The organism is Dyadobacter sp. 676, assembly GCF_040448675.1.
GTDB lineage: Bacteria > Bacteroidota > Bacteroidia > Cytophagales > Spirosomataceae > Dyadobacter.
The window spans coordinates 4,976,395-4,989,901 of the sequence record NZ_CP159289.1; the positions used below are offsets into that span (position 1 = coordinate 4,976,395).

The 13,507-nt window shown below is 53.6% G+C and carries 10 protein-coding genes; 3 read left to right on the top strand and 7 right to left on the bottom strand.

All coding sequences use genetic code 11. From position 1 onward, the window contains the following. Positions 1-6 precede the first annotated feature (6 nt). A complete protein-coding gene (locus ABV298_RS22205; protein ID WP_353718352.1) occupies positions 7-1,446 on the top strand; it encodes a RagB/SusD family nutrient uptake outer membrane protein in 1,440 nt (479 codons plus the stop codon). Between the two features lie 78 nt (positions 1,447-1,524). Beyond that, positions 1,525-2,754: a M14 family zinc carboxypeptidase gene (locus ABV298_RS22210; RefSeq protein ID WP_353718353.1), complete on the top strand. Its 1,230-nt coding sequence runs from the start codon at positions 1,525-1,527 to the stop codon at positions 2,752-2,754. A gap of 84 nt (positions 2,755-2,838) precedes the next feature. Here ABV298_RS22210 and ABV298_RS22215 read toward each other — a convergent pair whose 3' ends face one another. The 5 genes from ABV298_RS22215 to ABV298_RS22235 all read right to left on the bottom strand — a co-directional run bounded on the left by ABV298_RS22215 (position 2,839) and on the right by ABV298_RS22235 (position 9,874). Next, positions 2,839-3,516 (bottom strand): phosphatase PAP2 family protein, encoded by a 678-nt coding sequence (locus ABV298_RS22215; RefSeq protein WP_353718354.1) that lies wholly within the window; start codon positions 3,514-3,516, stop codon positions 2,839-2,841. A 12-nt stretch (positions 3,517-3,528) separates the two neighbouring features. After that, positions 3,529-5,937, bottom strand: a complete 2,409-nt coding sequence (locus ABV298_RS22220; RefSeq protein WP_353718355.1) for a TonB-dependent receptor — start codon at positions 5,935-5,937, stop codon at positions 3,529-3,531. Positions 5,938-6,000: 63 nt separating this feature from the next. Beyond that, the gene (locus ABV298_RS22225) at positions 6,001-7,272 is read right to left on the bottom strand and encodes a HAMP domain-containing sensor histidine kinase (protein WP_353718356.1); all 1,272 of its coding nucleotides are present in this window, start codon (positions 7,270-7,272) and stop codon (positions 6,001-6,003) included. Continuing rightward, on the bottom strand, positions 7,269-7,943 hold the full coding sequence (locus tag ABV298_RS22230) for a response regulator transcription factor (RefSeq protein WP_353718357.1): 675 nt from the start codon (positions 7,941-7,943) through the stop codon (positions 7,269-7,271). Before ABV298_RS22230 ends, ABV298_RS22225 begins: the two co-directional genes overlap by 4 nt. Before the next feature lie 44 nt (positions 7,944-7,987). Further along, positions 7,988-9,874 carry a sulfatase-like hydrolase/transferase gene (locus ABV298_RS22235; RefSeq protein ID WP_353718358.1) on the bottom strand — a complete coding sequence of 629 codons (1,887 nt, stop codon included), beginning with the start codon at positions 9,872-9,874 and terminating at the stop codon, positions 7,988-7,990. Positions 9,875-10,154: 280 nt separating this feature from the next. Between ABV298_RS22235 and ABV298_RS22240 the strand changes: the two genes are divergently transcribed. After that, positions 10,155-10,736, top strand: coding sequence for a putative immunity protein (locus ABV298_RS22240; RefSeq protein WP_353718359.1), 582 nt, complete (start codon positions 10,155-10,157; stop codon positions 10,734-10,736). 202 nt (positions 10,737-10,938) lie between these two features. Here ABV298_RS22240 and ABV298_RS22245 read toward each other — a convergent pair whose 3' ends face one another. Both ABV298_RS22245 and ABV298_RS22250 read right to left on the bottom strand, forming a co-directional pair. Then, positions 10,939-13,173 carry an ABC transporter permease gene (locus tag ABV298_RS22245; RefSeq protein WP_353723225.1) on the bottom strand — a complete coding sequence of 745 codons (2,235 nt, stop codon included), beginning with the start codon at positions 13,171-13,173 and terminating at the stop codon, positions 10,939-10,941. Further along, positions 13,109-13,324 carry an ABC transporter permease gene (locus tag ABV298_RS22250; protein WP_353718360.1) on the bottom strand — a complete coding sequence of 72 codons (216 nt, stop codon included), beginning with the start codon at positions 13,322-13,324 and terminating at the stop codon, positions 13,109-13,111. The genes ABV298_RS22245 and ABV298_RS22250 overlap by 65 nt, the downstream gene beginning before the upstream one ends. Between the last annotated feature and the right edge of the window lie 183 nt (positions 13,325-13,507).

A 13,507-nucleotide genomic window follows, 5' to 3' on the forward strand; every position in this document is an offset into this window, starting at 1 on the left:
GAACTCATGAAACGCAATATCATTATTTTCGGCTTCCTTTGCCTGCTGGCCTCGGGCTGCTCGGGATTTCTCGATCTGGCGCCTATCGACGCCACCAATGTGAAGAATTTTTACAGGAATGCATCCGACATGCAGGCGGCCATCAATGCGGCGTACGGAATGCTCGCCAACAGCGGCGAATATGGGTATGCCTATTACAATGTGGCCGAAGTGCGATCGGACAACACCATGAACTGGGAAGGAGGCGGTAACCTGCCCGACGCCGAGCTGGACCAGTTTAAAATGGCATCTACCAATGAAATCATCCGCGTGATGTGGGTGGATACCTACCGGGGTATCCTCGCCGCCAACAGTGTGCTCGATCATATTGGCGGCGCGCAAATGGACGACGCGCTCCGGCAGCGGCTCACCGGCGAGGCGCAATTCCTGCGGGCGTTGCAATATTTCAATCTTGTCAGGACTTTCGGGGACGTGCCGCTGGTATTGTCCGAAACCAATTCCGTGGACGAAGGTTACAGCCAGCCCCGCGTACCGAAGGCGGAAGTATATGCCCGGATCGTCGCCGACCTGGCGGAAGCGGAACAGAAACTCCCCGTATCTTACACAGGCAACGACATCGGCCGGGCAACACGCGGAGCGGCAAAGGCATTGCTGGGGAAGGTTTATCTCACCACCGGTGATTTTGCCAAGGCCAAAGACAAGCTGAAAGAGGTGATCGACCCGGGCACCTACAAGTTGCTGGACGACTACGCGGCGCTCTGGCCTGTCGCTAATGCGAATCACGAGGAATCCATTTTTGAAGTACAATTCAAAAAAGGTGGAACGGGGACCGGAAGCAGCTTTTACAATAATTTCGCACCGCGTAACTCGGGCAGTTCTGTGATCAAGGTCGGCTTCGCCGGTGGGCGCAACCTTCCCACCGCCGACCTGATCGCCGCCTATGAACCGGGGGACTACCGGAAAAACGTTTCGCTGGCCCTGGGATATACCGACAACGTCACTGGCAAATACGTTGCCGACCCTTATACGCTTAAATTCCAGGACACGCCCTTTGCGGATGGCGACGCGGACAACAACTGGCCGGTATTGCGCTATGCCGACGTACTGCTCATGTACGCCGAGGCGGTGAATGCGGTAAACGGTCCTACGGCGGAGGCCTACGATGCGGTCAACGCGGTGAGAAAGCGTGCAAAACTGGCGGCGTTGCCGGGAGGTTTATCCAAACCGGCGTTTGCGCTGGCGATCGAACACGAGCGGCAGGTTGAACTGGCATTCGAAGGGCACCGGTGGTTCGACCTTGTACGTACGGGACGGGCGGTGGCGGTTATGAACGAGCATTTCAAAGGCCCTGTCGTGCAGGAATTCAATGCCGTTTTCCCGATTCCACAAACGCAGATCGACATTAATCCGAGCGGTATTAAACAGAATCCGGGATATAGTTTTTAATAATTGAACGGCCGTGGAACAGAATGTGATTCAGTTCGCTCGGATTTATATCAAGTAACCTTAAACCAACCTTTTTATATGAAATTCGTAACATTGCTACTGGTCATCTGCACGGCCATGCTGGCTATTCCGGCCCGGGCTGCGGAACCAGAAAATTCCTCGGCCGATACGGTCGCTACGCCCAAGATTTTTATCAACACGGGCTTCGAGAATGCGTCGCCGATGAACTGGCGCATCGACTCGGCGGGCCGGGTGATCGGCTCCATGGTGTACGACCACGAACGTTTTTCGCCGAATCGCGCGGTGAACCATTACCATTTCAGGGTAGAAGCCGCCGTGGGTACGGAGGTGACCCTGATCCTCGAAAATTTTGACAACATCTGGAACGGCATGTTGGCGAGCGATCTTTCGGAAAAGTCGCGGTACGTGGTTTCTTTCGACAACAGGAAATGGGAGAGCCGGTCGGTGGTGCCGCTGCCGGGGCGCCGTGTTTTCATTAAATTCAAAATGGAAGCCCCCCACGCCTACATTGCCAGCGTGGAGCCTTACCGGATCAGCGACCTCGATAGAATGCTGGCGAAGATCAGGCAGAGCAAAAACGCCAGCGTAACCACCATCGGCAAAACAGCCGAAGGCCGGTCGCTGGAAATCGTACGCATCGGCAACGAAAATGCTCCCAAACGGCTTTTCCTGCGCGCCCGCGCCCATGCGTTCGAGGCAGGAGGAAACTGGACCGTCGAAGGGCTGGTGCAAAAACTACTCAGCAACGACGAGGACGCCAGGCGGTACCTGAAAACTTATTGCGTGTATATCCTTCCCATGGCCAACAAGGACGGTGTGGCGCGCGGTAAAACACGTTTCAATGCAAATGGCTACGATCTGAACCGCAAATGGGACAAACCCGCCGACTCGCTCATCGCGCCGGAGAATTATTACCTCGAACAATGGCTGCACCGGATGATCAGAGCGAATAAAAAGCCCGACCTGGCCCTGGACATTCACAACGACGCCGGCGGCAACCTGCACGTGAGCCGGCCGGAAGGCGATATCAGCGCTTACCTGTCGAGCATGGAAAAGCTGGAAATGCTTTTGCGCAAACATACCTGGTTTACCGAAGGCTCCACCAAGCCCAGTTTTCGCAATCCCGGCACGCTGGGAGAGGGTTTTATGGCACGATTCGGGATTCACGCAGCGGTATATGAACTGAATTACGAATGGATCGCCGGGTTAAAGAAAGCCCCTCTGGCGGCCGACTGGATTTCGCTGGGGAACAATCTCGGCGAAGTGTTTTACAATTACTTTAAATAGCACCAGACCAATCGTGAAGCACTCCGGCAAAAAATCGCCTGCCGGAGTGCTTTGCCATTTTCGACCACCGTCGGCACGGGAGGATCAATAAAGAAGTTGCCCCGATGCAGGATGTTTATTGCCCCATTTATACCGGTGCGTCCAGTAGGCCACTTTCATGGACAAATACCCGATCCCGGCCCCAACGAGCACATCGCTGATATAATGCCGGTTGTTGGCCACCCGCAACAGCCCCACCGACGACGCTATCGTGTACGAAGCATACGGCATCCAGGGGTAGCGGTCTTTATATTCCTCATTCAGAAATGTGGCCGCCGCAAAAACCTGGGTGGTGTGGCCGGAAGGGAACGAGTTATACGAGCTGCCATCGGGGCGCAGGGTATGGGTTGCCGATTTGAGGATGGTGGCGGTGGTCAGGGCCATGGCTTCGCCTTTGACCAGGATCGCGGTGCGGTTGAATACATCGGTTTTAGATTTGATGCCGAATGCATCCAGGCCGTAGGCGACTACCAATGGCGAGAACTGCACATAGTCGTCGATGTGCGTCCGGAAGCGGGGAATATGCCGGTTCCTGCTTTCGGCAAGCTCGTTCTTGATGGATTCTTCGGAATGCCCGTTGGCGATCAGTCCGCCGACGATCAGCGAGGCAGGCGCGTAAAACTGCCGTAGGGTTAACGGCTTGCGGACCGGCAGGCTGTCGGCAGGAACTTGTGGGCGGGCGAAAGATAATACGGGGATTAGCAGGAAGATGAGGAGGCGCATAAGGTAATGAGGTCAAAATTTGAAACTGTATCCGGCCCGGACCAGCTGGGTCTCGTAATAGTCGCTGCTCTTGTAATGGAAGCCGTCGCCGTACACCGTTTTCCGGATTATCAGTGTGCCGAAAAGGTCTGTCGCGTTCACAAAGAGCTCGCCTTTGGGCAGTTGCCGTTTGGCGCCGGCGTCTATCGAAAACCGGTGGCCGGTCCTGCCCTGCGGAACGATATCGGGGGCCTGGTAAACGGCCACGACCTGCACTTCGGTTTTGGAACGTTTCACCATTACGGCAATTTTGGCGTTACCCGACATCAAGGTCTGTTTCGAAGCGCTGTAAATGGATTTTACAGGGTATAAATTCTCGACTGAGAATGCATTGAATGTATTTTTATAAATATTCCCATTCATATTCACCGACAGCCACGGCGCGAGTTCTTGTTGCCATACCAGCTCGCCACCGGCATTGTAACTTTTGCCCGCATTCTGGAATACGTTGTAAATCAAAGTGCTGCCGGGAACTATCGTGCCGATCCGGGTAATCGTGCCATTGATTTGCTTGCGGTATAATGCGGCGTAAAGCGAGCCGCTGTTCCAGCCGGTTTTATAGCCGGCCTCCCAGGAACTGGTAAATTGCGGTTTAAGCGCCGGGTTCCCTATCTTGATGATTTCCGCGTCGTCGTACTTGGGAAAAATGCGGATATCCACCTCATTAGGCCGGTCGACGCGCCGGTTGTAAAACACCGAAACCTTGTTACGGTCGTCTATTTTGAATGCGAAACGAACGTTCGGAAAGGGTTTTGTGTAGGTATAACCATCGCTGTGATAGGTAGGATGGGTCGGATTGACATCGTAACGGAGATCGATATACTCCACCCGCAGCCCCGCTTCCAGCTCGAAATGCCTGTTTTCGAAGACGTAGTTGCCATACACTGCCGGAATGGTCTCCTTGTAATCCGCCCAACCGCCCGCGAGGCTGTCGATGGGGGAGTTCAGGCCCGGGAAAAACTGCATATCCGTGGGTATAAAACGCCTGCGCAGTTTTATGCCGCCTTCCAGCCGCCCGTATCGCAATGGACGCAAATAGTCGGCGTTCAGGTCGAATACATGTTCGTCGGAAAGCAGCTTGAACGCGTCCTTACCGGTGAAATCGGGCATGATGTTGGTGAAAAAATACTGCTCGTTTTCGCGGTGGAAAGTGTAATTCAAACCGATATTCAGTAAATGTCCCGGCTGCGCATATTTGTGCTGGTAGGAAGCGCTGGCGGTGACTGTCGTTTTTAGTTCGTCTTCCAGAAACTGCCATAACCGGCTCCTGCGGGTCAGGCTGGCATTGAAAAAGGGCTCGTCGCCGCGATCGAGTATCTTTTCGCTGCTGAACAGCGCCGATACCGACAGGGCATTGCGTTCGTCGAAAGTCCAGTCGGCCCCGGTTTTGGCGGTTACGACATTGGTATTGCGGTTTCGTTTGGTTTGTTGCCTTACGGTATCCCCGCTGTCGTAATACCGGTCCACAAACTCGTTTTTGTTCAGCGCAGGCGTGTGCAGGTAATCGCCCTGAAAGAAAACATTGACCTTCCGTTTCTTATAGTTAAGCGCCAGCGAGGGATTCAGTTTGAGCGTGTTGCGGTATTGCGGACGGATATCGGGCAGGTTTTCTTTCCTTACCCGCAAAGCACCCAGTCCGGCCGCCATTCCGATTTTTCCGTTAAAGCCTTCCTGTTTTTCCTTTTTGTAAATGATATTGATAATCCCTGCATTACCGTTCGCATCGTAGCGGGCCGAGGGATTATTGATGATCTCGATGCGCTCGATGGCCGAGGCGGGGATGTTGTCCAGGCTCGTCTGGCTGCCGAAGCCGGTAAGTGCCGTCTGGCGGCCGTCTGCCAGGATCGCCACTTTGTCGCTCCCGCGCAGGAGTACCTTGCCGTCTTCTCCCACCGTGATGCCCGGCAGGTTTTTCAGCGCCTGCAAGACCGACCCGCCGCTCTGGCTTACATTACGGCCGATCTCGAATGTCTTTCGGTCGAGCTTGTCGTCCACGCCTTCCGCCTGCCGGCCGGCGATCGTCACTTCCCGCAAGTTCCGGGGATCATCGGCCATCCTGAACTCGCCCAGGTCGAGGAAAGGGCTCAACGTACCTACGGTGACGTTTTTCCGCGACGCCTTGAAACCCAGCGAAGCGCATTCGATGCGGTAGTTGCCGCTCTTCACATCCGGCAGGCTGAACCGCCCCAGCTCGTTCGTGATCGTGCCTGTCACAAACGCGCTGTCTTTTTCGGTTTTGAGAATGATATTGACGAACGGAACCGGCTGTCCGTCAGCTATGGAAACAACCTGCCCCGAAAGCGTCACTTTACTCACCTGCGCCCTGAGCTGGGGAATGGCAAAAAAGCAACAAAGCAAGGTCAGGATTTTCTTGATGGCCATTCAGGATCATGTTCAGATTATCTGACGGCAAAAATGAAAACCGATTTGGAAGAAATTTCGAATTCAGAAGTACAGGGAGAAATGGTGCATTCGGCCATCGAAACGGTAGCCGATCCGCCAGCCGTAACGCTCGCAGATCTCGCGTGCGATCGCGAGCCCGAGCCCGCTGCCCGCATGCTCGCCCGACGCCTGCGCGAACCTCCTGAAAAGGTTCCCGGCCTGTAATGCCGCCGTGCCGGTATTGGAAATTGTCAGCATGCCTTCCACTAAATGCACCTGAATGCTGCCGCCTGCGGGCGTATAGCGCACCGCATTGACGAGCAGATTGGTCAGCAAAATCTCGACAAGCACCGGGTTGGCCTCCACTGAGAAAGCCCCGATGTCTCTGGTGTAATGCAATGCATTGTTTTCAAACCGGTCGGTAAACTGCGCGGCCACGTCCGCAAACACCCGGTCGAGCGCCAGGTGCTCTTTTTCTTCGAATTGCGCATGCTCGATGCGTGCCAGCAGGAGCAGGTTTTTGTTGATCCGGGATACGCGGTTGATCGCCTGGTAAACCTGCTCGACGATCCGCATTTGCGCCGCATCCAGCGACTGGCTTTGCAGGAGCATATCCAGCCGGGACTTGACGATCGCCAGCGGCGTCTGCAATTCATGGGAGGCGTTTTCGGTAAATTCCTTCTGTTGGCGGTACGACGCCAGGCTGCCCTGCATCAGAGCGTCGAGACTGGCATTCAGATCGGTAAATTCGGTCACATCCGAGGCGGGTAGCGGCACAGGCTTGCCCGTTTCCAGGCGGAAATTATGCAGGGCACTTAGCGTGTCGTAAAACGGCTGCCAGATGCGCAGGGCGGTTTTACGGTTGAGATAAATGAAACCGGCGAGGAGCAGCATACTGAAAAAGATCGTCACGGCGGCAATGGCCAGGATCGTCTCGTCGATCTCTTCCATATTCGTTTCCACCAGCACACGGTACAGCTTGTTGTTGACCCGGATGTCTGTGAGCAGGCAGCGGAACTGCTCCCGGTCGTTCATGAAACTGTCGAACCGGATAATGGTATAAAGGCTGTCGGGGCGGGGAGCGGCGGCCTGGCTGAAAGAAAAGCCCGGCTGGACCTTGTCGAGTACGGCGATCATATTATCCACGGCGGTGTCGGGCAGGCTCAGGTGCGTAAGGCGTTTTTCCAGCTTCTCACGGATGGCATAGTGGTGCTTGTCCAGCTCGTTTTCCCAGATCCAGTCGATGATCAGGAAATAAACCGGAATGCTGACGACCAATACCACGAACGCATAAACCACCAGGGGCCGCAGGCTCCGATCGAGCAGTTTTTTCATCCTTCCCATTTGTAACCCGTTCCGTAGATTGTTTTCAGGTAATTGCCGTAACCGGCTTCGCTCAGCTTCCTTTTCAGGTTCTTGACATGCGCGTACACAAAGTCATGGTTGTCGAACATATCGGCAATGTCGCCCGACAAATGCTCCGCCAACGCACTTTTGGCGATTACCCGGTTTTTGTTCCCGATAAAAAAGAGCAAAAGATCGAGCTCTTTTTTTGTCAGGACGACCGCCGTGCCATGGACTGTGACCGATTTGCTCAGCAGATCTACCCTTAACTCGTTTTGTACGACGCTGTTGTTGTTGTCAAAGTTCCTTCTTCGGATCACCGAGTAAATGCGGGCGGCGAGCTCCGGCAAATGAAAAGGCTTGGCCAGGTAATCGTCCGCTCCGGCATGTAACCCCTTGATTTTGTATTCATAATCGCCTTTGGCCGAAATGATAATGACGCCGTCCTGCTGTCCCTGTTTTTTAAGGGTTTCGAGAATATCCATGCCGTCACCGCCGGGAAGCATCAGATCCAGCAGAATACAGTCGTACCGGTACAATTCCACTTTCTCCCGGGCCTGCGCCCAGGTGCCTGCGTACTCGCACAGGTAATCCTGCGAGGACAGATAGGCCCCAATGCTTTGCGATAATTCGGGTTCGTCCTCGACGATCAGGATCTTCATAAAGGATAAGCGAATGCGGCGGTGGAATTACACGAAGGTAATGGTTATTTTTTCATGAGGCCGTTCCTGAACTGGAAGCTTGCCGCCTGATACCAGGCCACCGCCTCTTCAACCAGGTGTTTGTTTGGTGCGGTCGGGCGGGCGGAGCCGTCTTTGAAGTCAGGAGTGAATGTGGCGGCAACTTTCTGGGGTTTCAGTATGATCAGAGAATCATTTTTAATGTATCCGAGGCTTTGGTAAGTGCTCACGAAGGCGCGTTCCCGGCCGGGTTGCAGCTTGAAGATATCATATCCGAAAAACTTGCTGCGGTACGAAAAATTGAGAAGCCCCAGGACAGTCGGCCCGACATCAATCTGGCTCATGAGCCTGGGCATGACGCCCGGCCGGATGAAACCTGGAGCGTAGACGAGCAACGGGATTTTGTAGCGGTTAACGGGCAGGTCGGTTTTTCCCGCGCTGGATGCGCAATGGTCGGCCACGATGACGAATAAAGTATTTCGGAACCAGGACTGGCCCTGTGCGTGGCGGATAAACTGGCCGATTGCAAAATCGGTGTATTTCACCGCGCCTTCCCGCCCGGTGTGCGAAGGGATATCGATCCTGCCTTCGGGATAGGTGTAGGGACGATGATTGGAAGTTGTCATGATGTGCGCGAAAACGGGCTTTCCGCTCCCCGTCGCCGCGCCGATTTCCCTGCTGGCTAATTCAAACAGGTTTTCGTCGGCTACGCCCCAGATGTTTTCGTAATCGATATCCTTTTTCGAAAGCGCCGTCCGGTCGACTACGCGGTAGCTGTTGTGGCCGAAGAAATAACCCATATTGTCGAAGTAACCGTAGCCGCCGTAGATGAAGCGGGCCTGGTATCCTTTCCCCGCCAGCACGCTTCCCATCGAGAACAGATCCTCGTTCTGCGGCCGCCTCACAATGGATTGGCCGGGGGTGGGCGGGGTGCATATCGACAATGCTTCCAGGCCGCGGACCGTTCGCGTACCGGTGGCGTAAAGATTGGTAAAAAGAAGGCTCCTGGCCGCGAGGGAATCGAGGAAGGGCGTAATTCCCTGCGTATTCCCGAAGCAGCCCAGGAAATCGGCGCTAAGGCTTTCGACGCTGATCAGGACAATGTTTTTGTGCAGTTCCCTGCCGGGGTTGACAATTTCCCTTTCGATGGAGAAGAGCTTGCGGTCCACAAAGCGGCTTTCGGGCGTTTCTACCAGCGAGCGTATGGTGGATGATGCTTGCCTCTCATCTGACTTCAGGTAAAATTGGTTGTAGTCGAGCTCGTTGTTACGATAGGCGGCAAATAGCTCGTACATCCCGTTGCCGGCCAGTTCGTTGACGTAGATATTGCCGCTGAATTGCCTGACCTTGTTATCGACCAATGCGAAAGCTGCTGCAACCAGAACAAAATAGACGGCCAACATCGCCGACCGCCTGCCAAATCGCATCACGCGGAAAGCGAACCGGTTGGTTAGCCGGGAGGCGAGCAAGGTCAGCAATGCCGCGGATATCACCAGCGTGCAGATAATGGCTTCAACCGGGTACGACTGGCGAATATTCCCGATGACCTCCTGCGTGTAAACCAGATAGTCGACCGCAATGAAATTGAACCGGGAATTGAACTCATCCCAGAATATCCACTCGGAGACCGCGTTGAGCAGAAGCAGGAATACCAGAATGAAAAGTAATGCGTTCGCAGCGATTTTGAAGCCCCATTTCCCGGCCCGCCTGCCAGGTGTAATCGAGCCGAATAACATCAGTGGAAAGACAAAATACAACGCGTTGACCAGATCGTAGAACAAGCCGACGCCGAACATGCCGAGAAGGTTGATGAAATTGTAATCCACATCTTTACCCGCCTTGATCATCAACGCAAGCCTCGTTAGCGTCGAGATGGTTACAAGCAGGGCTGTCAGGATTAGGGGGCGCGTCAAAAAAACTGATTTTGAAGCGGATGTTCCGGTTATTTTAACTTTCTCGGTGACGGTATTCATTCGTACAGTATTGGAGAGGTGTCGGTCGGGCCTGTTCAGGCCTTTGCGTGCTCAACCTACTGGCGAATTTTGAATTCTTTTTGAATTTGCGATGGCAATGAGAGAATGCCGGTCTTTGTAATTTTATCGCCGCGCAGCAAGTGCATTCGAAACCGGAATGCTTTGCCGTGACCCGCAAGCGGGGTAAATTTGTCGCGGACCGGACGTAATCCGGTGACTTGTGCTTTTATTTGTTTTCGATTATCCGTTAAAGGAATTCAATCGTTTCCGGTTTGCAATCCATCAGGCGATGATATTACCCAAAGAACGAGACCCAAGATTTATCACCACGAGACGTGGCGGAACATTAACAGATTCGAACCATCGTTTACTCGCGTTATGGGCGGCCGATTGTGCGGAACATGTGCTGCACCTGTTCGAGCAGGTGAATGCAGACGACAAGCGGCCAAGGGAAGCGATAGCGTTGACAAGGGCCTGGGTGAAAGGTGAAATAACGATGAAACAAGCTCACAAAGCCGCTTTCGCTGCGAATGCGGCCGGGAAAGGAATGCCCGATGCTGCCAGGTTTGCGGCGTTGGCAGCCGGACAGGCCGTGGCCGTGGCGCATGTGGCGGCACATGAGCTGGGGGCGGCGGCATATGCGATCAGGGCCGTCGGGGAGGCGGTTGGAGAAAATGCGAAAGAGCTGATGGCAAAGGAATGCGAATGGCAGCGGGACCAGCTTCCCGACGACATTCGCGAACTTGTCCTGGACGATCAGAAATTACGAAATCACCTTTGCTGGTTTGTTTTCGCCTGCTGAAATAGGAGCCGCCTTCCGATCATCACCGGTTCTACCCGGTACCCTTCGGACCTTAAGAGCATTATCAGCCCGGTTTTGTAACGGAGATGATCGGGCCCGACGGCTATCAAAGTATTCCGGTAATATAAAATCCCAAAATTTGCCCGATTCATAGCCTGGTAAATTCCATTGGGGCATATCGATGCGTCGTTTCAGAGCCGGCCTATTCCGAGCGGAGCGATTTGACCGGGTTTGTAAGCGCGGCTTTGAGTGACTGGTAGATGACCGTCAGCCAGCAAACCAGCAATGTCGCCGCACATGAGGCTACGAATATCCAGATACTCATGTTGGTTTTATAGGGAAAACTTTGCAGCCATTTGTTCATTACGAACCAGGCCACCGGCACGGCTATCGGAAATGAGAACAGGACGAGACGTGTGAAATCTTTCGATAACAAAATGACAACGCTGGACACCGACCCGCCCAGCACTTTACGAACTCCGATCTCTTTTACGCGTTGTTCGGTAGTAAAAGTGGCAAGTCCGAACAGGCCGAGGCAGGCAATCAGAATTGTGAGGGCCGAAAACGCCGTGCATATCCTGCCACGCAGTTCATCGGCGTGATACGCCGTCTGGAAATCCTGGTCGAGGAAGCGGTATTCAAATAGCTTGTCGGGATAAACCTGCTGCCATTTCTGGCCGATGTAAGCAAGTGTTTCCGCAGTGTGTTGTGTTCGGATCTTGACATGGATAACGCCATTTCCCCGGCGGTAGATCATAATCAGCGGCTCGATCGGATTGTAGAGCGACTGCTGGTGAAAATCGCGGACGACCCCTACCACCTGTGTGGTCGGCGGCGGATTTTTGCCGTCGGCCGGAACTGTGCCCAGCATGACCTTTTTTCCCAGCGGTTCTTTCCAGTTCATTCGCTTCACCGCCGCTTCATTAATCAGCACGCTATTGGCTGTATCTGCCGGAAGCTCGCTCGAAAAATTCCGGCCGGCTACCAGTTTCATACCCATGGTTTTCAGGTATTGGTCGTCAATCAACGTCGGTTTGAAAGCCATTTCTTTCATGCCCGTATTGGACTCTACGGTGAAGATCACCCGGCCGCCGATATTGCTTACCGGCGCCGATGCGGACGCCACCCGCTCGATATTCGGGTTTTCCAGCAACAATTGGCGGAAGGCATTGTATTTCTCGGGCGATTGCTGGTCCTGGAAATCGATAGTTAGCACTTGTGAGCGGTCATAGCCCAGATCTTTATCCCTCATATAATTGAGCTGGCGGTAAACCACCCAGGTGCAAATCAGCATGATCAGCGAAATGGAAAACTGTGTCACTACCAGCGCCTTCCTGAAAAAACCGCCGCCTTTCGCCTTAAAAGTACCTTTCAGGACTTGCGCGGGTTCGAAAGCCGATAAATAAAATGCCGGATAGCTGCCGCTTATGAGCCCGGTGAACAGCACGATGCCCAGCGCGATCGATACGAACCGGGGACTGAGCAATTGCATGTAGCTGATCGCTTTGCCAGACACATTATTAAAGAATGGCAAGAGCAGCGCTACCAGCAGGAGGCTTAAAATGAGCGAAATGCTTGCGATTAATATCGATTCAGTCAGAAACTGCCGTACCAGCGCACCTTTCAGCGAGCCCATTACTTTGCGCAGGCCCACTTCCCTGGCCCGCCGGGCCGATTGCGCCGTGGCCAGGTTCATATAGTTGATACTGGCAATCAGTAACATAAAAAACGCCACCGCGGTAAATGTATAGACGTATCCGATATCGCCGTTCGACTCCCCGTCGAATTTGGAATACAGGTGAATGCGGGTCAGGGGCTGTAACTGATAGGTAATATGAATGCCCATTCTTTTGAAAATACCCGACATGTATTTTTCGTAGAGCTGCGGAAAACCGGCTTCGAGCTTTTTCAGGTCGGCGCCGGGCGATACCAGAATATAGCTATTGATATAGAAACCGCCCCAGCCGTCGGCATTCCGCTGGTTCCGGTCGAGCGAAACCAACGCGTTGAAGGTGAAATGCGAGTTTTTAGGAACATCGTAGATCACGCCGGTCACCTTATATGACGTGGTATCGTTGGTTTGCAAAACCTGTCCCAACGCAGGTGTGTGGCCGAAGAACCTTTCAGCCACGCGTTTCGTGAGCACGATACTGCCGGGTTGCCGCAGCGCTATTCGGGGATCACCCTCGACGAAATGGTGTGTGAATACATCGAAAACGGTGGAATCCGCGGCGTAGATATCTTCTTCATAAAACCGCCGTTCGCCTTGCCGGAACATCGTGCGGCCATTCGGAAAGAAACGGACGTAATTTTCCACGAAAGGATAGTCCTGTTTGAGCGTTTTGACCAACGGAGGTTGCGTACTAACCCATTTATTGATCTTGTCCGGCTCGCGGATATACGAAACAATGCGGTAAATCCGGGAGGCTTTTTTGATGGTAACGGTCGTAACTGAGCTCGTCGGTCACGTAGAGGAGCAACAACATCCCGCAGGTCACGCCGATGGTAAGTCCGAGAATGTTGATCAGGCTATAAAATTTGTCCTTGACCAGGGTGCGAAATGCCAGTTTCAGATAGTTTTTCAGCATATAACAGGAGGTTTTGCCTTTGGGGGATCCAATGCCTCGATATTTTAAATCCATACCAGGCCGAAAGCGATGCCGGAGAGGGGTTCCGGCTTGAAAGTTGTTCATTCGGGAACATCAGGTGTCCGATAATGAACAGTGGTATGCCGCTCGTTTGCAGCATGTTTGGTAAATAAAAGTTTACTT

Bases quoted from the DNA above. Each gene is read 5' to 3' on its own strand.
- ABV298_RS22205 (WP_353718352.1), top strand. From the start codon at position 7: ATGAAACGCAATATCATTATTTTCGGCTTCCTTTGCCTGCTGGCCTCG.
- ABV298_RS22210 (WP_353718353.1), top strand. From the start codon at position 1,525: ATGAAATTCGTAACATTGCTACTGGTCATCTGCACGGCCATGCTGGCT.
- ABV298_RS22215 (WP_353718354.1), bottom strand. From the start codon at position 3,516: ATGCGCCTCCTCATCTTCCTGCTAATCCCCGTATTATCTTTCGCCCGC.
- ABV298_RS22220 (WP_353718355.1), bottom strand. From the start codon at position 5,937: ATGGCCATCAAGAAAATCCTGACCTTGCTTTGTTGCTTTTTTGCCATT.
- ABV298_RS22225 (WP_353718356.1), bottom strand. From the start codon at position 7,272: ATGAAAAAACTGCTCGATCGGAGCCTGCGGCCCCTGGTGGTTTATGCG.
- ABV298_RS22230 (WP_353718357.1), bottom strand. From the start codon at position 7,943: ATGAAGATCCTGATCGTCGAGGACGAACCCGAATTATCGCAAAGCATT.
- ABV298_RS22250 (WP_353718360.1), bottom strand. From the start codon at position 13,324: ATGCTGAAAAACTATCTGAAACTGGCATTTCGCACCCTGGTCAAGGAC.